This is a genomic window from Janibacter cremeus (assembly GCF_013409205.1).
Lineage (GTDB): Bacteria > Actinomycetota > Actinomycetes > Actinomycetales > Dermatophilaceae > Janibacter > Janibacter cremeus.
Map to the genome: position 1 here is coordinate 2,124,478 of NZ_JACCAE010000001.1, position 22,415 is coordinate 2,146,892.

18 protein-coding genes and 1 tRNA gene are annotated in these 22,415 nt (G+C 68.5%); 16 read left to right on the forward strand and 3 right to left on the reverse strand.

Annotation, left to right across the window (positions count from 1 at the left end):
- Positions 1-58 precede the first annotated feature (58 nt).
- Both BJY20_RS10100 and BJY20_RS10105 read left to right on the forward strand, forming a co-directional pair.
- A complete protein-coding gene (locus BJY20_RS10100; protein ID WP_185991413.1) occupies positions 59-2,077 on the forward strand; it encodes a bifunctional copper resistance protein CopD/cytochrome c oxidase assembly protein in 2,019 nt (672 codons plus the stop codon).
- A gap of 168 nt (positions 2,078-2,245) precedes the next feature.
- The gene (locus BJY20_RS10105; protein ID WP_185991414.1) at positions 2,246-2,434 is read left to right on the forward strand and encodes a DUF6458 family protein; all 189 of its coding nucleotides are present in this window, start codon (positions 2,246-2,248) and stop codon (positions 2,432-2,434) included.
- Positions 2,435-2,576: 142 nt separating this feature from the next.
- On the opposite strand, the gene BJY20_RS10110 is transcribed toward BJY20_RS10105, so the two are convergent.
- Positions 2,577-4,448: an acyl-CoA dehydrogenase gene (locus BJY20_RS10110; RefSeq protein ID WP_185991415.1), complete on the reverse strand. Its 1,872-nt coding sequence runs from the start codon at positions 4,446-4,448 to the stop codon at positions 2,577-2,579.
- A gap of 309 nt (positions 4,449-4,757) precedes the next feature.
- Here BJY20_RS10110 and BJY20_RS10115 point away from each other — a divergent pair.
- The 7 genes from BJY20_RS10115 to BJY20_RS10145 all read left to right on the forward strand — a co-directional run bounded on the left by BJY20_RS10115 (position 4,758) and on the right by BJY20_RS10145 (position 13,632).
- Positions 4,758-4,828 (forward strand) — tRNA-Gly (locus BJY20_RS10115).
- A 225-nt stretch (positions 4,829-5,053) separates the two neighbouring features.
- Positions 5,054-5,284, forward strand: a complete 231-nt coding sequence (locus tag BJY20_RS10120) for a hexameric tyrosine-coordinated heme protein (protein WP_185991416.1) — start codon at positions 5,054-5,056, stop codon at positions 5,282-5,284.
- A 953-nt stretch (positions 5,285-6,237) separates the two neighbouring features.
- Positions 6,238-8,148: a choice-of-anchor D domain-containing protein gene (locus tag BJY20_RS10125; RefSeq protein WP_185991417.1), complete on the forward strand. Its 1,911-nt coding sequence runs from the start codon at positions 6,238-6,240 to the stop codon at positions 8,146-8,148.
- A gap of 186 nt (positions 8,149-8,334) precedes the next feature.
- Entirely contained in the window at positions 8,335-9,621 is a 1,287-nt protein-coding gene (locus BJY20_RS10130) for a flavin-containing monooxygenase (protein ID WP_343062846.1), read from the forward strand.
- Positions 9,622-9,638: 17 nt separating this feature from the next.
- Complete coding sequence (locus BJY20_RS10135; protein ID WP_221935303.1) at positions 9,639-10,562, forward strand: bile acid:sodium symporter family protein; 924 nt, start codon at positions 9,639-9,641, stop codon at positions 10,560-10,562.
- A complete protein-coding gene (locus BJY20_RS10140; protein ID WP_185991420.1) occupies positions 10,559-11,530 on the forward strand; it encodes an SDR family oxidoreductase in 972 nt (323 codons plus the stop codon). The genes BJY20_RS10135 and BJY20_RS10140 overlap by 4 nt, the downstream gene beginning before the upstream one ends.
- Before the next feature lie 29 nt (positions 11,531-11,559).
- Entirely contained in the window at positions 11,560-13,632 is a 2,073-nt protein-coding gene (locus BJY20_RS10145) for a heavy metal translocating P-type ATPase (protein WP_185991421.1), read from the forward strand.
- Positions 13,633-13,670: 38 nt separating this feature from the next.
- Here the strand turns inward: BJY20_RS10145 and BJY20_RS10150 are convergent, their stop codons facing one another.
- Complete coding sequence (locus tag BJY20_RS10150) at positions 13,671-14,594, reverse strand: MerR family transcriptional regulator (RefSeq protein WP_185991422.1); 924 nt, start codon at positions 14,592-14,594, stop codon at positions 13,671-13,673.
- 19 nt (positions 14,595-14,613) lie between these two features.
- Positions 14,614-15,051, reverse strand: coding sequence for an SRPBCC family protein (locus tag BJY20_RS10155; RefSeq protein WP_185991423.1), 438 nt, complete (start codon positions 15,049-15,051; stop codon positions 14,614-14,616).
- Positions 15,052-15,202: 151 nt separating this feature from the next.
- Here BJY20_RS10155 and BJY20_RS10160 point away from each other — a divergent pair, with 151 nt between their 5' ends.
- From BJY20_RS10160 to BJY20_RS10190, 7 genes are read left to right on the forward strand one after another with little or no spacing between them, the layout of a single operon-like run.
- Positions 15,203-16,510 carry an NAD(P)/FAD-dependent oxidoreductase gene (locus BJY20_RS10160; RefSeq protein ID WP_343062847.1) on the forward strand — a complete coding sequence of 436 codons (1,308 nt, stop codon included), beginning with the start codon at positions 15,203-15,205 and terminating at the stop codon, positions 16,508-16,510.
- The gene (locus tag BJY20_RS10165; protein WP_185991424.1) at positions 16,510-17,307 is read left to right on the forward strand and encodes a DUF1365 domain-containing protein; all 798 of its coding nucleotides are present in this window, start codon (positions 16,510-16,512) and stop codon (positions 17,305-17,307) included. The genes BJY20_RS10160 and BJY20_RS10165 overlap by 1 nt, the downstream gene beginning before the upstream one ends.
- A complete protein-coding gene (locus BJY20_RS16065; protein ID WP_246297142.1) occupies positions 17,304-18,581 on the forward strand; it encodes an SAM-dependent methyltransferase in 1,278 nt (425 codons plus the stop codon). The genes BJY20_RS10165 and BJY20_RS16065 overlap by 4 nt, the downstream gene beginning before the upstream one ends.
- Positions 18,578-19,330: an SDR family NAD(P)-dependent oxidoreductase gene (locus tag BJY20_RS10175; protein ID WP_343062848.1), complete on the forward strand. Its 753-nt coding sequence runs from the start codon at positions 18,578-18,580 to the stop codon at positions 19,328-19,330. The genes BJY20_RS16065 and BJY20_RS10175 overlap by 4 nt, the downstream gene beginning before the upstream one ends.
- A complete protein-coding gene (locus tag BJY20_RS10180) occupies positions 19,291-20,724 on the forward strand; it encodes a cryptochrome/photolyase family protein (protein WP_343062849.1) in 1,434 nt (477 codons plus the stop codon). The genes BJY20_RS10175 and BJY20_RS10180 overlap by 40 nt, the downstream gene beginning before the upstream one ends.
- Positions 20,721-21,443, forward strand: a complete 723-nt coding sequence (locus tag BJY20_RS10185; protein WP_185991426.1) for a CPBP family glutamic-type intramembrane protease — start codon at positions 20,721-20,723, stop codon at positions 21,441-21,443. Before BJY20_RS10180 ends, BJY20_RS10185 begins: the two co-directional genes overlap by 4 nt.
- Positions 21,444-21,448: 5 nt before the next feature.
- On the forward strand, positions 21,449-22,411 hold the full coding sequence (locus tag BJY20_RS10190) for an NAD(P)H-binding protein (protein WP_185991427.1): 963 nt from the start codon (positions 21,449-21,451) through the stop codon (positions 22,409-22,411).
- The last annotated feature ends 4 nt before the right edge of the window (positions 22,412-22,415 follow it).

The following is a 22,415-nucleotide window of genomic DNA, read 5'->3' on the forward strand; positions in this document are numbered from 1 at the left end:
ACGGTGCTGGAGCACACCGGGGACGGACTCTTCAGGTGCGTTGCCTAGATTAGACGTCATGTCACGCTCCGCGAGTGCCCCCAGCACCACCTCGCGTCCACTGGCCCTCTTCGGGCTCCTCCTGGTGGTCGTGGTGGTCGCCGCCACCGCCTTCGGTGGGGGAGCAGCACCGCTGGAGCTCGGCGACCCCGGCCCCTTCGTGCGCTGGTCCCTCCCGACGCTGCGCGCCATCCACGACGGCGCGGCCGCGGTGACGATCGGCGCGCTCGTCCTCGCCGCGTTCATCGTCCCGGAGACCACCCGCACCAGCCGCCGACGCACGTTGGCGCACCTGGCCGGAGGGGCGGCGATCATCTGGTTCCTCGCGGGGGTGGGTGGGCTCCTGACCAACTTTGCCTCCTTGGCCGGCATCCGACTGACCGACCCCAACTACCTGACCCAGCTGGCCGCCTTCATCTGGCAGCTCGACGGCACCCGCACCGCGACGATTTCCGCGCTCGTCGTCGCGGTCGTGGCCCTGTGCGCGCCGGTGGCGGAGTCGAAGTCCGCCCTCGGTTGGCTGGCCGCCGCCAGCCTGTTCGCCCTGCTGCCCTTGGCCTTGTCCGGCCACTCCGCGGCGAGCCTGGACCACATGGGCGGCGTCAACGGCCTCGCGTTCCACATCCTCTCGGCGACGTTGTGGGTCGGTGGTCTCGTCGCACTGGTGGTCATCCGTCCGTCGTTGGGCAAGCACCTCCAGGTGACCGTGCAGCGCTACTCGGTCATCGCCGGCTGGTGCTTCGTGCTGCTCGTGGGCTCCGGCCTGCTCGTCTCGTGGATCAACATCGGCGCCCTGTCGGGGCTGGCCTCCCGCTACGGCGTCCTGCTCATCCTCAAGTCTGTGGCTGCGGTCCTCCTCGGTCTTGCCGGCTGGTGGCACCGTCACCGCACCATCGCCGCGCTTCAGGACACGGCCAACGGGATGGCCCCCCTTCGAGGCTCCTCCGTCGCACCTCAGGGCAGCGCCTTCACCCGGCTCGCCGTGGGGGAGGTCGCGGTCATGGCCGCAGCCTTCGGCCTCGGTGCGGCTGTTGGCCGCACCCCGACGCCGCCGACGTCCGAGGAGCGCCCCGAGACCTCGATCGTCTACGACCTCTCCGGCTACCTCGACCCGGGCGCGCCGGACTCCACGAGTTGGCTCACCGCGTGGCAGACCGACTGGCTGTGGGTGACGGTCGCAGTGATCGCGATCGTCGTCTACCTGCGCTGGGCGGTACGTCTGCACTCCCGCGGCGACCGCTGGCCGCTCCTGCGCACGATCAGCTGGGTGCTGGGCTGGTTGGTGTTCGTGTACTTCACGTCCGGGGGCGTCGGCGTCTACGGCAGGATCCTTTTCTCGTGGCACATGATCGAGCACATGGGCGTGGCGATGATCGTGCCGCTGCTCCTCGTGCCGGGTGCCCCGATCACCCTTGCGCTGCGTGCCCTACCGGCCCGCAAGGACAAGACGATGGGGCCGCGCGAGTTCATCCTCGCGACCGTGCACTCGACCTATCTGCGCGTGCTCGCCAACCCCGTCATCGCCGCGTCGTTCTTCTTCTTCAGTCTGGCGATCTTCTACTACAGCCCGCTGTTCGAGCTGGCGATGCGCACCCACACCGGGCACGTGTTGATGATGGTCCACTTCCTGGCGACCGGGTACATGTTCACGTGGGTGCTGATCGGTACCGATCCCGGGCCGAAGCGCTGGTCGCCCATCGCGCTGCTCGTGGTCCTCTTCGTCACGATCAGCTTCCACGCGTTCTTCGGGGTGCTCATCACACAGTCCACCGAGCTGCTGGCGGCCAACTTCTTCGGTCGGCTCGACCTGCCCTGGATGACCACTCCGGTCGCAGACCAGCGCACTGGCGGCGCCATCGCCTGGGGTGTCGGCGAGGTACCGACTCTGGTCCTCGCGGTCACCGTCGCCTGGCAATGGATGAAGACGGACGACAGGGAGAGCACACGCCGCGACCGTCGCGTCGACCGTGACGGCGACGCGGAGCTGGCGGCCTACAACGCGCAACTGGCCGTGTTGGCGCGTCGCGACGAGCAGTAGTCTCAACTCCGCCGCGAACCATCGGCTCCGTGTCGCGGGCGCCAGACCGGGCTCCTGGCCACCCGACGCGGCTACGCTTGGCTGTCACGGCTCCCGAGCCGACAGCCTCCCGCGGGGTCAACCTGCAGGACCGAGCACCGGCCTCGAGGTCGGAGAACGGAGTTGAGCATGTACATCGGAATCGGGATCTTCCTGCTGCTCGTCGGTCTGATCATCATCTTCGCCTACAACGGCGAGATGATGATCGCGGGCTTCGACCTGGTGACCATCGGCTGGATCGCCATCGGGCTGGGCGCACTGGCGATCATCCTCAGCATGGTCATGCGTCCGGGCCGCCGCTCGGTCGACCGCTACTGAGGCTGGTCTCGAGGCTCGTCCGCAGCGTCACAACCAGCAGGTGAGGCATGACGAAGGGGGCTTCCCACCGTCGGCGGGAAGCCCCCTTCGAGCCTCCTCCGTCACACCTCAGTGCGACGCCTTCGTCATGTGGACGACTCGATCAGAACGCCGACTCGGGAACGTCCATGAGGGTGTTGTCGGTCGCCTCGGCGATGGCCTTCTCGGAGGCCAGGCGGGGAAGGACGTTCTTGGCGAAGAAGCTTGCCGCGGCGATCTTGCCGGTGTAGAAGTCCTTGTCCTTCTCGGAGACCTCACCCTGCAGGGCATCGGTCGCGATGGCGGCCTGGCGCAGGAGCAGCCAGCCGACGACGAGGTCACCCGCGGCCAGCAGCAGGCGGGAGGTGTTCTGCCCGACCTTGTAGATGTTGGTGATGTCCGAGCCCTCGGCCTTGGGGTCCGCGGCCTGCAGCGCCTGGAACATCGCCCCGAGGATGCCCTGGACGTCCTCGAGGCCCTTGGCCAGCAGCCCGCGCTCGGCCGTGAGGGCGCCGTCCTGCGCCTCGACGTCCTGGGCGAACTGCTGGATCTGCATCGCGAGGTGGCCCAGCGCCTGGCCGTTGTCCCGCACGATCTTGCGGAAGAAGAAGTCCTGGCCCTGGATCGCGGTGGTGCCCTCGTAGAGGGTGTCGATCTTCGCGTCGCGGACGTACTGCTCGATCGGGTACTCCTGCAGGAAGCCGGAGCCCCCGAAGGTCTGCAGGGACTCGGTGCCGAGCAGCGTCCAGGCGCGCTCGGAGCCCAGACCCTTGACGATCGGCAGCAGCAGGTCGTTGACCCGGTTGGCCATCGCGGCGGGCGACTCATCGGCGATGTCCTCGGAGCCTGTCTCGCGCTGCTGGATGTCGACGGTGTCCTGCTGGGTCGCCGTGTAGACCACTAGCGCGCGCAGGCCCTCGGCGTAGGCCTTCTGCAGCATCAGGCTGCGGCGCACGTCCGGGTGGTGGGTGATGGTGACGCGCGGGGCGTCCTTGGCGGGCGTGGTCAGGTCGGCGCCCTGGACGCGCTCCTTGGCGTACTCGAGAGCGTTGAGGTAGCCGGTCGACAGGGTGGCGATGGCCTTCGTGCCGACCATCATGCGGGCGTTCTCGATGACGCGGAACATCTGGGCGATGCCGTCGTGGACGTCGCCGAAGAGGGTGCCGACAGCGGCGTGCTTCTCACCGAAGGTCAGCTCGCAGGTCGTGGAGGCCTTCAGGCCCATCTTGTGCTCGACGTTGGTGACGTAGGCGCCGTTGCGCTCACCGAGCTCGCCGGTCTCGAGGTCCACGTCGTACTTGGAGACGATATAGAGGCTCAGGCCCTTGGTGCCGGGCCCGGCGCCCTCGGGGCGGGCGAGCACCATGTGGACGACGTTGTCGGTCATGTCGGACTCCGCCGACGTGATGAAGCGCTTGACGCCTTCGATGTTCCACGTGCCGTCGCCGTTGTCGATGGCCTTGGTGCGGCCGGCGCCGACGTCCGAGCCCGCGTCGGGCTCGGTGAGGACCATCGTGCAGTGCCAGCCCTTCTGGACCATCCAGTGGGCAAGCTTCTTCTGGTCGTCGTTGCCGAGCAGATAGACCAGGTTGGCGAAGGAGTAGCTCGCTCCGTAGAGCCCGATCGCGGGGTTGGCGCCAAGCACGAGCTCGTTCATCGACCAGCGGAAGGACGGCGGGGCGACGGTGCCGTCGAGCTCGGCGGGCAGGTCGAGGGACCAGAAGCCGGCCTGCTGGAAGGCCTTGTAGGACTGCTTGAAGGAGTCAGGCATCGTCACCGACGAGGTCGTCGGGTCGAAGACCGGCGGGTTGCGGTCGGCATCTGCGAAAGACTCTGCGAGCTCGTTCTCCGCGAGGCGTGAGTATTCCTTGAGCATCTCGCGGGCGGTGTCGGCGTCGACGGCCTCGTACGGTCCCTGCCCCAGGACCTCGCCGCGACCGAAGACCTCGAAGAGGTTGAATTCCACGTCACGGAGATTGCTCTTGTAGTGGCCCATGGCTGCGGCTCCTGGTTCATATCGCTCGAGTGCCGGGGGTGGCCGGCATCGGAGGCGTCGGTAAGCGGCCGCTTACCGACGGTCGTTCCCATCTTCACCTGTAGTTGCTTGCGGTAGCAAGCAAGAGGGGTGGTGACGTGACCCACAAGCCGTGCGGGCACCTTCCCGCGGTGCAGAGGGTTCCTGCGGCCAGATCCCCGAAGGGGTTGGTCCAGTCCGGGTTTCGCCATTGCGGGGGCCGCAGTGGGCCGGTCGCAGGGAGTCGTAGGCGCGTGGGTTACGATGTCGGCTGCACGTTCGCGGACGCGCGCCGGTGTAGCTCAATGGTAGAGCGCCAGCTTCCCAAGCTGGACACGCGGGTTCGATTCCCGTCACCGGCTCTCTTGTCCTGAGTCGCGACATCGTTGACAGGGTGTCGCGGCTCAGGACTCTTTTTGTAGGTTCACGAGGGTTGTTGTCGACGTCTGTCCTGAGCCAGCACAGGTTGTTGTCGACGTTCCCGCAGCGGTGGTCAGGTCGAGCTGCTCGCAGCCCATGTCGCCGCGAGGAGCCTTACAGTGAGGAGACACCGCCGCATCGGGCGGCGCTCGGTGAAGGGACCACCCATGGCACTGGTGCCGGACAACACGCTGATCACCGCCACTCCGGAGGAAGGACGCCAACTCGCGATCATGTTGGCGCGCAAGACGATCGGCGCGATTCAGACGGACCCCGACGTGCGCGCAGGGCTGCGGCCCATGTACGCCAACAACCCTGACTCGTTGACCGCGGCCGGACACGTCGTGGCCATCGAGTTCGCCACCGTGGCGGCAGCGAACAACTACTGGCGGGCCTAGGTTATCCGGGGTAGCTCGCGCCCGTCGCATCACCTGAACGGTTGTGGAGGCTACTGCCTCGCGGCAGTCATCCGCCTAGCGTTGTCGACGCACCGCAGGCGCGGCTTGCGGCCCGCGCATCCCGGGCCTTCGAAGTTGTAGTTGGCCTGGAGAAGCATCCCCGAGAGGTCGAAGATCATCGCCATGCGATCGGTCGCCGCCCGGAGACGCGGCGGGCGCTCCAGGACCCTCCTTCGACAGGGTGGCGTGCCCTTCTGCAGCAGCAGTCCGTGGTGCCAGTTCGTGGTGCGGCGAAGGCCTCCGGAGCGGGTGATTGCGGTCGGCGACGTCACGCCAGGAGTCGAACCGTGCAGCAGTTCGTGGCTGGGGGCCGGCCCTGCGTCTGGTCTTCCTCCGACTGGTCTTCGCTGGATCGCAGGGCAACGTCATCTTTGAGCAGTGCCCCTCTTCTGAGGCTTGTCTGAACGCAGCAAATTCTTGCTCGATTCGTGAGACTGAATGGAAATGGGCGTACTCATCGAGCCTTTCAGTGCTTTCCTTTCCGGACTTCGACGCCGTATATGAGTGAGTACGCGGGCGGAATCGATGAGTAAAACTAGAGCGATGATGCTTGCCGGCCCGAGGTCAGGCGACGCTGCCAAATTGCCAGTGCAGGCCGCACGTCATCGGGGTTTACTCCGAGCCCCCTCTGCTTCCAGGCATGCGGCCGACGGGTTTGGTCCTGCTGCTATGGTCCACTCAATTGTGTGACGGCTCACCCGATCTTTGGGTGAGCCGATCAGTGGTGTTACCGCTTCTGAGGGGAATTTGTGTTCATGGCTGTACGTGACGTGCCAGGTTCAGCGCGCTGGGGTCGAGGCGGGGTCGTGAGGGGCGCGCGCTCCCGGATCGTCGCTCTGGGAGCGGCCTTCGTGCTGCTGAGTGCGGGTGCTGTGGGCAGCTCGGTGCCCGCCATGGCCGATGAGGCCCCGGCGTTGGAGGCGAGTGCTGATGCGTTGGACTTTGGTGAGGTGCCGGTGGGTGACAGTTCCGATCCCTTGCCGGTGACGTTCACCAATATCAGTGGTGTGGATGTGGATGTGGACGCGGCTGGGGGTGGGGTTGGTGCGCCTTTTGTTGGGGGGCAGTCGTGCGCGCAGGTGACGTTGGCTCCTGGTGAGTCGTGTGACTTCTCTTTCCGGTTTGTTCCGACTGGTCTTGGTGTGGCGACTGGGTTGTCCAGTTTCAGGCTCAACGGTGTGGATTACTCGGTCGCGTTGAGCGGTACCGGGGTGTCGGCGTTGGAGGCGAGTGCTGATGCGTTGGACTTTGGTGAGGTGCCGGTGGGTGACAGTTCTGATCCCTTGCCGGTGACGTTTACCAATATCAGTGGTGTGGATGTGGATGTGGACGCGGCTGGGGGTGGGGTTGGTGCGCCTTTTGTTGGGGGGCAGTCGTGCGCGCAGGTGACGTTGGCTCCTGGTGAGTCGTGTGACTTCTCTTTCCGGTTTGTTCCGACTGGTCTTGGTGTGGCGACTGGGTTGTCCAGTTTCAGGCTCAACGGTGTGGATTACTCGGTCGCGTTGAGCGGTACCGGGGTGTCGGCGTTGGAGGCGAGTGCTGATGCGTTGGACTTTGGTGAGGTGCCGGTGGGTGACAGTTCTGATCCCTTGCCGGTGACGTTTACCAATATCAGTGGTGTGGATGTGGATGTGGACGCGGCTGGGGGTGGGGTTGGTGCGCCTTTTGTTGGGGGGCAGTCGTGCGCGCAGGTGACGTTGGCTCCTGGTGAGTCGTGTGACTTCTCTTTCCGGTTTGTTCCGACTGGTCTTGGTGTGGCGACTGGGTTGTCCAGTTTCAGGCTCAACGGTGTGGATTACTCGGTCGCGTTGAGCGGTACCGGGGTGTCGGCGTTGGAGGCGAGTGCTGATGCGTTGGACTTTGGTGAGGTGCCGGTGGGTGACAGTTCTGATCCCTTGCCGGTGACGTTTACCAATATCAGTGGTGTGGATGTGGATGTGGACGCGGCTGGGGGTGGGGTTGGTGCGCCTTTTGTTGGGGGGCAGTCGTGCGCGCAGGTGACGTTGGCTCCTGGTGAGTCGTGTGACTTCTCTTTCCGGTTTGTTCCGACTGGTCTTGGTGTGGCGACTGGGTTGTCCAGTTTCAGGCTCAACGGTGTGGATTACTCGGTCGCGTTGAGCGGTACCGGGGTCGCAGTTGATCCCACGGACCCGACGGACCCGACCGATCCCACGGACCCGACGGACCCAACCGATCCCACGGACCCGACGGACCCCACGGACCCCACGGACCCGACCGATCCCACGGACCCCACGGACCCAACCGATCCCACGGACCCGACGGACCCGACGGACCCGACCGATCCCACGGACCCGACTGATCCCACGGACCCGACGGACCCGACCGATCCCACGGACCCGACTGATCCCACGGACCCGACGGACCCGACCGATCCCACGGACCCGACCGATCCCACGGACCCGACGGACCCGACGGACCCCACGGACCCGACGGACCCCACGGACCCCACGGACCCCACGGACCCCACGGACCCGACGGACCCGACGGACCCCACGGACCAGACCGACCCGACGATCCCGGCGGATCCGACCGACCCCACGGACCCCACGGACCCGACGGACCCGACCGACCCGACGATCCCGGCGGATCCGAGTGAGCCAGGGCAGCCCGTTGACGTCGATGGTGAGGCTCCTGCTGTGCCTCGCGCGGTCGCGACGGGTGATGGCCTAATCCAGGGAGGAATCAACAACACCGCAGGCCTTCTGGGCTTGCTGACCTCGGTCCTGGCTGCAGGCGCCGTTGTCGTCATCCGCAGGCGCCGGTCCTCGGGGTCGGTCCGGTAGTACCGAGCGAGTTGTTCGCGGTCTGCGGTGCGCCCATCCAGAGCGCACCGCAGATCTGCCACGGACGGGATTGGCGCCTTTCACTATCGGGGCCCCAACTCACGCATGGTCGGAGAGTCGACGTGGGACTGGTCGAGTCAGGTCGTCGTACAGACAGACAAGGTGTGGGCTGTCCATACTGGCCGGGTGACTGCGCTCTCCTACGCCGTGATCGGAGCCGGCCCCTCCGGCCTCGCGGCCGCCCGGAACCTGCAACGCTTCGACATCCCGTGGCAGGGCTACGAGTTGGCTGACGACGTCGGTGGCCTCTGGGACATCGACGCGCCTCGCTCGACCGTGTACGAGTCCGCACACCTGATCTCCTCGCGGACCACAACCGAGTTCACCGAGTTCCCGATGGACCCCTCGGTGGCCGATTACCCCTCGCACCGGGACCTCAAGCGCTACTTCGATGACTTCGCCAGCCATTTCAACCTGCGCGAGGGCTACATCTTCGGCTCCGAAGTCACCTCCGCCCGACCGGTCGGGTACGGAGAGTGGGAGGTCGTCGCCAATGGTGTGACCCATCGGCATGCGGGCGTGATCGTCGCCAACGGCACGCTCAGCGAGCCCAACATCCCATCCTTCTCCGGGCACTTCGACGGCGAGCTCATCCACTCGAGCGAATACACGTCTGCGACCGTGTTCGCCGGCAAACGAGTGCTGGTCGTCGGCGCTGGAAACTCCGGCTGCGACATCGCCGTCGACGCCGTGCACCACGCAAAGTCCATCGACATGAGCGTGCGTCGCGGCTACCACTTCGTGCCCAAGTACATGTTCGGACGGCCATCCGACACCCTCAACCAGGGCAAGCCCCTGCCCGCCAGGATCAAGCAGGTGATCGACTCCCGATTGCTCAGGATCTTCACCGGCGACCCGGTTCGACTGGGTTTCCCCGAGCCGGACCACAAGCTCTACGAGTCGCACCCCATCGTCAACACCCTGGTGCTGCACCACCTCGGCCACGGCGACCTGCGGGTGATGGCCGACATCGAAGCCTTCGACGGGGGCCACGTGCGATTCCGGGACGGACGCCGCGAGCCGTACGACATGGTGCTGCTGGCCACCGGGTACGTGCTGCATTACCCCTTCGTCGACCGCGAGTTGCTCGATTGGAACGGCCCCGCCCCGGACCTGTACCTCAACATCTTCAGCCGACGGGACCCCGACCTCTTCGTCGTCGGCATGGTCGAGGCCTCCGGGATCGGCTGGCAGGGCCGCTACGAGCAGGCCGAGCTGGTCGCGCGACTCATCCGTGCTCGCACCGATGCCCCCGACCGGGCCCGCGCATTCGCCGAGAGCATCGCCGGACCCAACCCTGACCTCTCCGGGGGGTACGACTACCTCGGCCTCGACCGGATGGCCTACTACGTCAACAAGGACGCCTACCGTGGCGCCATCGGTGCCGCCATCCGCGAGCTGGCCGCGTCGTGATGATCGGGGTGCTGCCGATGGGAGGCGACGTCGACTCGATCAGGATCGCTTTCGACGAGGGGTCGCTGACGGTCCTGAAGATCGTCATCGGGGCCATCCTCTTCGGGATCGCCCTCGACACCCGGGTGGAGGACTTCACCGCCGCGCTCAAGCGACCCGTGGTCATCGCGATCGGTGTGGTGGCCCAGTTCCTCTTCCTCCCGGCCCTGACCTTCCTGCTGACCCTGGCCCTGGACGTACGAGGGTCCGTCGCGCTCGGCATGATCCTCGTCGCCTGCTGCCCACCCGGGAACGTCTCCAACATCCTCACCCACCGCGCCGGTGGGGACGTCGCACTCTCGGTCTCGATGACCGCCGTCGGTAACGTACTCGCCATCGTCCTGATGCCGCTCAACGTGGCGTTCTGGGGCGGCCTGCACCCCACCGGGAAGGCCGTGCTCGAGACGATTGAGCTGTCCGCCCTCGACATGCTCGCCGAGATCGCCTTCGTGATCGGCCTCCCCTTCGTCGTGGGGATCACCATCGCCAAGGTGTGGCCGCGAGTGGCCCGGGTCGGCCACCGCATCATCGGACCGGTGTCCTTCCTCGCGCTTGCCGCCGTGATCGTCGTCGGCGTGATGAACAACTGGGACATCTTCACCGCCTACATCGGTGTCGTCCTGGTAGCGGTCTTCCTCCACGACGCCCTCGCGCTGCTTCTGGGGTACGGCATCGCCAAGGCGACCCGACTGCCCTTGTCCAGCACCAAGGCCATGACCTTCGAGGTTGGCATCCGCAACGCGGGCCTGGGCCTGCTGCTGGTCTTCACCTACTTCGACGGCCTCGGCGGAATGGCCCTGGTCGCGGCCTGGTGGGGCATCTGGGACATCATTGCCGGCTTGACCGTGGCCTCGGTCTGGCGACTGCGTACAAAGGACCATGTCCTCGAGGTGGCCGCATGAAGGTCCTCATCACCGGGGGGAGCGGCTTCCTCGGCACGTCGGTCGGGGCCGGTCTGGCCGACGCCGGCCACACGGTCATCAGCGCCGACCTGCATCCGGTGACGACCCCCGGCGTCACCTCGGTGACGCTCGACGTCACCGACGCGGACGGCGTGCGGGCCCTGCTCACGGAGCACCGCCCCGAGGCGGTGGTCCACCTGGCCGCCATCGTCACCCCGGGCAAGGACTCCGGCCGGGAGGTCGAACGGCGTGTGGACGTCGAGGGCACCCGCAACGTCATCGCCGGATGCGTGGCCGCGGGGGTCCGGCGCCTCGTCGTCTCCTCCTCCGGTGCCGCGTACGGATACCACCCGGACAACCCGGACTGGATCACCGAGGACCAGCCGGTGCGCGGCAGCCTCGAATTCGCCTACTCCGACCACAAGGCCCAGGTCGAGCAGTTGCTGGCCGCTGCGCGCCGGGAGCACCCCGAGCTGGAGCAGGTGGTGCTGCGCATCGGCACGATCCTCGGCGAGCGGGTCGACAACCAGATCACGGCCCTGTTCCTCAAGAAGCGGCTGCTCGGCATCCGCGGCGCGAGATCCCCCTTCGTCTTCATCTGGGACACCGACGTCGTCGCGATCGTGCAGCGGGCGGTGACCGGAGACGTCACCGGCACCTTCAACGTCGCCGGCGACGGCGCCCTACCGATCACGCAGATCGCCGAGCGCCTGGGCAAGAACGTCCTCTGGCTGCCCGACCTGCTGCTGAGGGCCGTGCTCGCGGTGGGGACGACATTGGGCGTGAGTCGATACGGGCCGGAGCAGACCCGCTTCCTGAAGCACCGGCCCGTGCTCGACAACACCCGCCTTCGCGAGGACTTCGGCTACGCGCCGACCCACACCAGTGCCGAGGCCTTCGAGTCGTGGCTGGCGACGCATCCGCAGGCGCACGCCCAAGCAGCGCGAGGTGGACGGAGGCCTCGCTAGATACCCCCATAGGGTATAAAGTGGTGGTCATGACCACGCTCCACGACCACCACGAGGCGCTCCGCACGGACCAGCAAGAGGGCCATTCGGGCCATGGTGGTCACGGTGGACACGCAGGGCACGGTGACCACGTGGCCCAGTTCCGCCGCCTCTTCTGGATCATGCTCGCGCTGGCGGTGCCGGTCGTCGGCTTCAACGACATGTTCGCCGACCTCCTCGGCTACCCGCTGCCGCAAGGCGAGTGGGCGCTGTGGGTCTCCCCGTTCCTGGGGACCGTCATGTACGTGTGGGGAGGGTCCCCCTTCCTCACCGGCGGGGTCTCGGAGATCCGCAGCCGCCAGCCGGGGATGATGCTGCTCATCGCCCTGGGCATCACCGTCGCCTTCATCGCATCGTGGGGTGCGAGTCTGCAGGTGCTCGACCACGGGCTGAACTTCTGGTGGGAACTGGCTCTGCTGGTGGTCATCATGCTGCTCGGCCACTGGATCGAGATGCGCTCGCTGGCCCAGACCACCTCCGCGTTGGACTCGTTGGCCGCGCTCCTGCCCGACGAGGCCGAGAAGGTCGAGGGCGAGGACGTGGTCACGCTCGACCCGGCGGACCTCGTGGTCGGCGACGTCGTCATCGTCAGGCCCGGTGCGTCCGTGCCCGCGGACGGCGAGATCGTGGACGGCTCGGCCAGCATGGACGAGTCCATGGTCACCGGCGAGTCCACGACGGTCCGGCGGACGACGGGGGAGAACGTGGTCGCCGGGACCGTGGCCACCGACTCCGGGCTGCGCGTGCAGGTCACCGCCATCGGCGACGACACCGCTCTGGCCGGTATCCAGAAGCTGGTCTCCGACGCACAGGGATCCTCTTCGCGCGCGCAGCGCATTGCTGACACCGCTGCCGCCTGGCTCTTCTGGTTCGCCCTCGGCGCGGCAGTCATCACGGCGCTCGTCTGGGTGATGGTGGGCACGCCGGACAGTGCCGTGGTCCGCACGATCACGGTCCTGGTGATCGCCTGCCCCCACGCGCTCGGACTGGCCATCCCACTCGTGGTCTCCATCGCCACCGAGCGGGCCGCCCGGGGCGGAGTGCTCGTCAAGGACCGCTTGGCCCTGGAGTCGATGCGCAGCATCGACACCGTCCTCTTCGACAAGACGGGCACCCTGACCAAGGGCGAGCCCACCGTGACCGGCGTCGCGCCGGTCACGGATCGCGACCGCGATGAGGTCCTCGCGCTGGCTGCGGCCGCCGAGGCCGACAGCGAGCACCCGCTGGCCCGCGCCATCGTCGGTGCCGCACGTGAGCGTGGTCTCGACGTGCCCGCCGCCGCCGATTTCTCCTCGTCGCCGGCGGTCGGTGTCCGGGCGAGCGTGGACGGCACGGTGACCGAGGTCGGCGGCCCGTACCTGCTCGAGAAGCACGGCCTCGACGAAGCCCCCATCGCGGCGAACTGGCGTGACGAGGGCGCGATCATCCTCCATGTCGTCGCCGACGGGGAGGTGATCGGCGCCCTCCGCCTGGCCGACGAGATCCGCTCCGAGTCCCGGGACGCCGTCGACGCCCTGCACGCGGCGGGAACGCAGGTGGTGATGATCACCGGCGACGCCCGGGCCGTGGCCGAGACCGTCGCCGCAGACCTGGGCATCGACCGCGTCTTCGCCGGCGTGCGCCCGCAGGACAAGGCGGCCAAGGTCGCCGAGCTGCAGGACGAAGGCAGGAGGGTCGCCATGGTCGGCGACGGCGTCAACGACGCGCCGGCTCTGGCGCAGGCCGATGTCGGCATCGCCATCGGAGCCGGCACCGACGTGGCCATCGCGTCCGCGGGTGTGGTTCTCGCGGGCTCCGACCCCCGCTCGGTGCTCTCGGTCATCGAGCTCTCCCACGCCTCCTACCGGAAGATGAAGCAGAACCTGTGGTGGGCCGGCGGCTACAACCTCATCTCCGTACCACTGGCCGCGGGTGTCCTCGCGCCGATCGGTTTCGTGCTGCCGATGAGCGTGGGTGCCATCCTCATGTCGGCGTCCACGGTCGTGGTGGCCCTGAACGCGCAGGTGCTGCGTCGGCTGGACCTGACCCCGGCAAAGAGCACCGCGAGGATCCTCGAGCGCTGAGCGAGGCTCTGACGGACCTCGCCGGGCTCCCGCGGACGTCAGACCAGGATGGCCGCGACCTCCGCTGCGGCAGGCGCGATGGCGTGGCCCAGCCGGGTGACGCCGGGGCCGTCGAGGTCGTCCTGCCGGCCGCCACCGACGAAGACGGACACGCCGCCGTGTGACGCACGGAGCATCTCGACGAGCTCCCGGGCGGCCGGGATGTCCTCCGGTCCGGGCACACTGAGCACCGCGTACCTCGCGGAGTGGGCGTCGAGCGCCGCACTCCACGCCGGTGACGGGAGGTCCGGCCCGAGGTGGACGGTGTTGACGCCGAGGCGACGTAGGGCCACGGCGAAGGCGAAGATGCCCAGCTCGTGGTGAACCCCGGCGGGCAGCCCGACGATGACCGCCGGGCCCGGGGGCCGGTTCCCCGCAGCGTCGTAGGCTGCTGCCAGACGACGCAGTACCGCGTGCGCGACGAGGTGCTCACCGGCGATCGAGATCCGTCCGTCGGCCCACGCCAGCCCCACCTCCTCGAGTGCCGGCATGAGCCAGTCATCGACGACGAGCTCGTAGGAGGCGCGGGAGAGCTGTTCGTCCAGGACCCGAGCGACCCCTGCCGGGTCCAGCCGGGCGGCCGCCTCGATCAGGCGGCTCGTCGCGGCGGCACGCTCGGCGGTCGTCGCGGGTGAAGGGTCCACGCCGGGGAGGGGTGGGGCGGCAGGCGAAGGGGGAGGCTGCCGCGTCGGCGTGTGGTCGGCCAGGCGTCGTCGCTCCACCTCCGCCGCGGCGTTGCTCGCGCTCCAGCCATCCTCGAGCAGGGCGGTCATGTCGCGGATGCGCTCGAGCGACTCCTCGTCGTAGATCCGGTATCCGGCGTCGGTGCGCCGGGGCTCCACGACGTCGTAGCGACGCTCCCAGGCGCGCAGCGTGGCTGCCGGCACTCCGGTCAGCTCGGCTGCGCGCTTGATTGTGTACATCCTGGTCGTCCTCGGCTCCTCAGAGCCGTGACAGCTCCCGGTCGAGAGCGGCCTTGGCCTCATCGCCGAGTTTCGTCAGCTGGCCACGCAGGAAGGGGGTGGCGATCTTGGCGATGCCCTTGAACGTGAAGTCCGCCTCGTAGACGAGCACGGTGCCCAGCCCCTCGGCGCCGGGGCTGATGGACATGGTGTCCTGCGCGATGACCGTCTTGTTCTCGCCATGCATGACGACCAGACGGTCCTGCTGGAGGTCGACGGTCACGTAGGTCAGCTCGGTCTCCCGGCCGCGGAAGACCGAGCGGTTGTGGTATCTGCTGCCCACTCCGCCGTCGCCCTCGACCAAGGTCGTCTCGATGGTGCCGGGGTCCCACTGCTCGCTGGTGGTGAAGTCCTTGAGGTAGGCGTACACGGCCGCCGGGGACGTTCCGTCGACCGTGACCTTTCGGGTGATCCGCATGCTGGTCCAACCTTAGACAAACGTTTGACAGAAATGTGCTGCCGACTCTATCGTTTAGACAAAGATTAAACAATCCTTTGGCGGGACGGCACCGAACTACTGGTGTTCCCCCTTCCGTCCCCAGCAGGTACCCACCGCAGGAGCGCCCGACGTGACCGATCACCACGACACCCCATCCCGGTCGAGCGATGTGCGGCCGACGGTCGCCGTCGTCGGCGCCGGGGTCTCCGGGCTCACCGCGGCGTACGTCCTCTCGCGCACCCACGACGTCACGCTCTACGAGTCGGACTCCCGTCTGGGCGGCCACGCGCACACCCACACCGTGCCCACCAGCGCCGGGGCGGATGTGCGTGTCGACAGTGGATTCATCGTCCACAACGAGCGGACCTACCCCCACCTGCTGCGCCTCTTCCGCGAGCTCGACGTCCCGACCCAGCCCACCGAGATGAGCATGTCCATCACCTGCGACGGGTGCGGCCTGTCCTGGGCCGGGGGGCGCGGTGCCGGCGCCGTCCTCGCCCAGCCGCGGCGGCTGCTCGACCCGAGGTTCCTGCGAATGCTCGTCGAGATCCCGCGCTTCCACCGGGCCGCCAGGGCGGTCCTCGCCGACCCGGTGGAAGGGGATACCCCGGATGACCAGACGTGGGGCGAGTTCCTGCAGCGGGGCGGCTTCTCCGACTACTTCGTCGCCCACTTCGCGCTCCCGCTCGTCTCCTGCGTGTGGTCGTCCGGGGACGAGGACTCCCTGGACTACCCGGCCCGGCACCTCTTCGCCTTCCTCGAGCACCACGGCATGCTCAGCGTCACCGGGTCACCGACCTGGCGCACCGTCACCGGCGGATCGGCCACCTACGTCGACGCGCTCGCCGCGCGGCTGGGGGACGTGCGGACCAGCGCGACCGTCACGTCCGTGACCCGGCACTCCGACGGCGTCGACGTGCGCACTGCCGCCGGGACCACCCCCTTCGACCGGGTCGTCCTGGCCACGCACGCCGACCAGGCGTTGGCACTCCTCGCCGACGCGACTGCGCAGGAGAAGGAGGACCTCGCGGCGATCCGTTACACGCGCAACACGACGGTCCTGCACCGCGACACCAACCATTTGCCGACCGCCCGACGGGCACGCGCGTCGTGGAACTACCGCAGCGCCACCTGCGGCGGTGCTACCGAGCCGCGGGTCAGCTACTGGATGAATCGCCTCCACGGCTTCGACGAGGAGGGCGACCAGTTCATCGTCACCCTCAACTCACCGACCCCCATCGACGAAGGGGACGTGGTCGCCCGGATGGACTACGCCCACCCGGTCTTCACCCGGGAGGCGGTCGCGGCAGCCACCCGACTGCGCAGTGCCGGTGGTGACCGGCTCGCCTTCGCCGGAGCGCACCTCGGGTGGGGCTTCCACGAGGACGGCTGCCGCTCCGGCGTCCAGGCCGCGGAGCACTTCGGGGTGAAATGGTGATGGGCGTGAGCCACGACGCAGTGACCTCCGAGGCCGTCCCGAGCGCGCAGACCATCGAGCTGCCCACCCTGCCGGCCCTGGTCGTCGGCAAGGTGAGCCACACGCGCCGTACGCCGCTGAAGCACGCCTTCACCAACCGGCAGTACCAGTGGCTCGTCGACGTCGATGACCTGCCGCGGCACGGGTGGCCGCTGCGCGCCGTGACGCGGATCGAGGCACGTGACCACCTCGACGAGGGCCGTCTGGGCGGTGGGATTCGGGGTGACGTCGAGCGCTTCCTGGCCCACCGGGGCGTGACCCTTGCGCCCGAGGACCGGGTCGTCATGCTCGCCAACGCCCGCGTGCTCGGCCACGTCTTCGACCCGCTCACCGTCTTCTGGTGCCTCGCGCCCGACGGGAGCCTGCGGGCCTGCATCTTCGAGGTGCACAACACCTACGGCGAGCGACACGCCTACCTGCTCGACGTCGATGCGGCCGGCCGGGCGCGCACGGACAAGGCCTTCTACGTCTCGCCCTTCAACGACACCAGCGGCGAGTACTCGATCAGCCTGCGGCTCGTCCCGAAGCGGGTCACCGTCACCGTCGGTCTCGAGCGCGAAGGGCAGCGTGTTCTCACCGCGACCACGACCGGCGTCCCGCGCCCGGCCACCAATGCCACCGTGGCGCGCACCGCAGCCCGCCACCTGCTCATGACCTGGCGCGTCAGCGCCGCGATCCGCGTCCACGGCATCTGGCTGTGGGCACGTCGACTCCCGATCCAACCCCGCCGCCCCCACTCGCAGGAGAACGTCCGATGACCGCACTCGCCCCCCACGTCGACGAACCGATCTGCCTGCGTCGCCCAGCCCTTCGCCCGTGGTGCCTGCGCGCCCACATCGCGCGTCCGATCCTGTTCAAGGTGCTCGAGCGCGCGCCGGTGCGGGTGACCATGCCCGACGGGACGACCCTCGGTGGAAGCCGGGACGCCGATGCCCCCACCCTGCGCATCCTGCACCCGACGGCGCTGTTCGAGCGGATGGCCCACCACCCGAAGATCGGCTTCGGGGAGGGCTACATGGCCGGCGACTGGGACGCGGCTCCCGGCACCGACCTCGCCGACGCGCTCCTGCCCTTCGCGCAGCGCCTGACCAGCCTCGTGCCACCAGGGCTCGCCCGCATGCGTGCTGTCGTCAACCGTCGGATCCCACGGGCCACTCGCAACACGATCTTTGGATCGCGCAAGAACATCGAGGCCCACTACGACCTGAGCAACGACCTCTTCGAGGGCTTCCTCGACGACACCCTCAGCTACAGCTCCGCGCTCTTCGACCGCACCCGCCCGCTGGCCGAGCAGAGCCTCGAGGAGGCGCAGCAGTCGAAGATCGAGGCCGTGCTCGACACGGCCGATGTCGCCGCTGGGACACAGGTGCTGGAGATCGGCACCGGCTGGGGATCCTTGGCGATCGCCGCAGCTCGTCGCGGGGCCACCGTCACCTCGATCACCCTCTCCCACGAGCAGGCCGCCCTGGCCCGCGAGCGCATCGCGGCCGCCGACGTCGACGAGCCCGGTCTGGCAGAGCGGATCGAGGTCCGGCTGCAGGACTACCGCGAGGTCACCGGTCGGTTCGACGCGATCGTCAGCGTCGAGATGATCGAGGCCGTCGGTGAGGAGTACTGGCCGACGTACTTCCGAGCCATCGAGGAGCTGCTCGCCCCCGGTGGGGTCGCGGCGATCCAGTCGATCCTGATGTCCCACGACCGCTACCAGGCCACGCGCAACTCCTACGGGTGGATCCAGAAGCACATCTTCCCCGGAGGGCTCATCCCTTCGCAGGAGGCCATCCAGGAAGCCACTGCCGAGCACACGTCACTGCGGGTGAGTGCCATCCACCGTTTCGGTCGCGACTACGCCGAGACGCTGCGCCGATGGCGGCGGACCTTCCTGCAGGAGTGGCCCACGATCGCGGCCGCCGGCTTCGACGAGACCTTCCGGCGCAAGTGGGAGTTCTACCTCGCCTACTGCGAGGCCGGGTTCGCCGCCGACTACATCGACGTTGCCCAGATCCGCCTGGAACGACAGGAGAGCTTGTGAGCAGCGTCGTCGGTCAGCGTGTTTGGCTCGTGGGTGCCTCCAGTGGCATTGGTGCTGCTCTGGCCGAGGAGCTCCACCACCGCGGAGCGCAGGTCGCCATCAGCGCGCGACGACCCGAGCGTCTCGCCGAGGTCTCCCGCGGGCGGTTCGCCACGGTGCCGCTCGACGTCATCGACCGCGCGGCAACCCGCGCAGCTGCGCAGGACGTGCGCAGCGCGCTCGGGCAGATCGACACGGTCATCTGGTGCGCCGGCTACTGGCAGACCTTCGCGGCCACCGACTGGCAGGCCGACGAGTTCGCGAGGCACATCGAGATCAACCTGCTGGGACTGAACAACGTCATCGACGCGACCGTGCCGCAGATGGTGACGGCACGTCGGGGGCACTTCGTGGGCATCGCCTCGGTCGCCGGCTACCGGGGTCTGTCCGGTGCGGAGGCCTACGGTGCGACCAAGGCCGCCCAGATCAACCTGCTCGAGTCGATGCGCGCCTCGCTGTCGACGAGGGGGGTGGCGGTCACCACCGTGTGCCCGGGCTTCGTGCGCACGGACATGACCGCGACCAACTCCTTCCCGATGCCCTTCATCATCAACGCCGACGAGGCGGCCACGGACATCGCCGACGGGTTGGCGGCGGACAGGCCCGAGATCGTCTTCCCGCGCCGGATGGCCGTGACGATGAAGGTCGCCCGGCTCCTGCCGGTGCGCGCGTGGAGCGCCCTGACCGCCCGCATGGCCCGATCGTCGTGACGCTCGGCCTGCTGTGGTTCCGGCAGGACCTGCGGCTGAGTGATCATCCGGCGCTGCTCGCGGCGGCCGGCGAAGGGAGCGTCGTCCCCCTCGTCGTGCTGGAGCCCGGTCAGCTGACGGACACGCGTGGTCCGGCCCGTCGGATGCTCCGTTCGGTCGCGGCGTTGCACGAGGCGACCGGGGGCGCCCTGCTCGTGCGCTCCGGGGACCCCCGGGAGGTCGTCCCGCAGGCCGCCGCCGCGCTGGGGGCGCAGCGGGTGCACATCTCCCGCGACACCACCCCCGGTGGGCGAGAGCGGGACGAGCACGTCGCCGACCAGCTGCAGACGGACGGGGCCGAACTGGTCACGGCCGGCACCCCCCATGCCATCGGTCCCGGTCTGGTGCACACCGGTGAGGGCACTCCGTACAAGGTGTTCACCCCCTTCGCCCGAGCATGGCGCGAGCACGGCTGGCCGCAGCCTGCAGATCACCCGAGCGAGGACATCTGGCGCCGGCCCGACTCGGCCGCGGTGGCGCGCATCGGCGAGGACGCCCTGGCCGCGGTGCTGCAGGCAGGAGCGCAGGACGCCGTCGACGGTCCCGCCGGGGAGCGCGCGGCACTGGTCCGCTGGCGGACCTTCCTCGAGGACCACTTGTCCGAGTACGACGCCGGTCGCGACCGGCCCGACCTCGATGCCACCAGCCGGATGTCGATCCACCTGGCCCACGGTGAGATCCACCCCCGCACGATGCTCGCGGACATCGCGGCGCACCCGGCGGCGGGCTCCGACGCGGCGCACCGCTTCGTCACCGAGCTCGCGTGGCGGGAGTTCTATGCCGACGTCCTGTGGCACCGACCAGACTCCGCGTGGCAGGACCTGCGCGACGCTCTCGCCGCCCTGCCCTACGACGAGGGCCCAGAGACCGATCGACTCGTCGAGGCGTGGCGTCAAGGACGCACAGGCTTTCCCTTCGTCGATGCCGGGATGCGTCAACTTGCTGCCGAAGGCTTCATGCACAACCGGGCGCGGATGGTCGTCGCGAGCTTCCTCACCAAGGACCTGCACGTCTGGTGGCCGGTCGGTGCCCGCCACTTCCTCGACCACCTGCTCGACGGTGACCTCGCCTCGAACTCCCACGGCTGGCAATGGGTCGCAGGCACGGGGACCGATGCGTCGCCGTACTTCAGGGTGTTCAACCCGGTCACCCAAGGGCAGAGATTCGACCCCGATGGGGCGTACGTGCGCCGCTGGGTGCCCGAGCTCGCGCACCTGGGCGGCAAGGCCGCGCACACGCCCTGGGATCACCCCGACGGCTATGACCACGGGTATCCCGAGCGCATCGTCGACCACGCGCAGGAGCGCCGTGAGACGCTCGACCGGTACGAGTCGACTCGGGAGGGTGGAGTGTGATCCAGCCGGTCAGGGAGCTGCGCAACTTCGCCGCGGCGGCGCTCGTGGAGCCAGTGCCGCGCGACCACAGCGAGCCCGACGCCGCATTCCGCCGTCGCCGCGTCGTGACAGCGGTGACACTTCTCGTGGGGTCACTCGTCCTGGGCGGGACGCTGCGCATCCCTCCGGGCGACGACCTGTTCTATCTCGGGGGGCTCGCTCTCGCTGCGGTCTGGATCGCCGGTGGACTGGCCGCCGGTCAGCTGCACGTGGGCTGGGCGCACACCCGGGGCGAGGGATTCGCCCGGCCTGTCGTCCAACCGCTCGCACTGGCGGCACTCGCGGTCGCGGTCTTCACTGCCGGAGCGGTCGTCGTCGGTCAGGTCGACTGGCTCGCCGGCCCGATCAACAACGTGCTCGACCACGCCCGCTACGGCTCGCTTGCCCTCGTCTGGGCCATCACCGTGATCAACGGCATCGGGGAGGAACTGTTCTTCAGGGGGGCGCTCTTCGCCGCGGTCGGGCGTCGCCACCCGATCACCGTGACGACCGTCGTCTATGCGCTGGCCACTTTGGCCACGGGCAACCTCATGCTCGCCTTCGCCGCTCTGGTGCTGGGGGTTCTCACCGGCGCCCAGCGCCGGGTCACCGGCGGCGTGCTCGCCCCGATCATCACGCACGTCATCTGGTCCACTGCCATGCTCTTGCTGCTCCCACTCGTCCTCGACCTCGTCAGGTGAATCCCATGGACCCAACCTCCTCCACCTCCTCCGAGCGGGGCACGGTGCTCGTCACCGGCGCCACCGGCTACATCGGCGGTCTGCTCGTGCCGAAGCTGCTGGAGGCCGGCTGGAGCGTGCGCGCCCTGAGTCGTTCGGCCGAGCGTGTGGGCTCCAGACCGTGGGCCGACGAGATCGATGTCGTCGAAGGTGACGTCACCTCTGGCGAGGACCTGCGGACGGCGTTGTCCGGGGTCGATGTCGCCTACTACCTCGTCCACTCCATGGACGGCGGCGGGGATCTGGCCCGGCGGGATCGCGAGCTGGCCGAGGGCTTTGCCTCGGCCGCAGCGGACCAGGGTGTCGGGCGGATCGTCTACCTCGGCGGGCTGCACCCCGAGGGCGCCGATCTGTCGGTGCACCTCGCCTCCCGGGTCGAGGTCGGTCAGGTGTTCCTCGACGGGTCGGTGCCCGCTGCGGTGCTCCAGGCAGCGGTCATCCTCGGTGACGGATCCGTCTCCTTCGACATGCTGCGTTACCTGACCGAGCGGTTGCCGGCGATGGTCGCTCCGCACTGGCTGCGCAACCGGATCCAGCCGATCGCCGTCGACGACGCGCTGCACTACCTGGTCGGCGCGGCGGGCCTGCCCGCGCAGGTCAATCGCACCTTCGACATCGGGGGACCGGACGTGCTGACCTACGAGGAGATGATCCAGAGGTTCGCCGCGGTCAACGGTCTGCGCCGCCGCCTCATCCTGCCCATCCCGGTGCTCACGCCATGGTTGGCGAGCCACTGGGTGGGGCTGATCACGCCCGTGGAGGCAGACGTCGCCAAGCCGCTGGTCGGCAGCCTGGTCCACGAGGTTGTGCGTCGGGAGTGGGATCTAGATCAGTACGTGGGGCTGCCGAGCGAGGGCCTCGTCGGATTCGACGAGGCCGTGCGCAGGGCGATGCGGGGGGTCCGGTCCAGAGCCGGACGGAAAGGCTGATGGT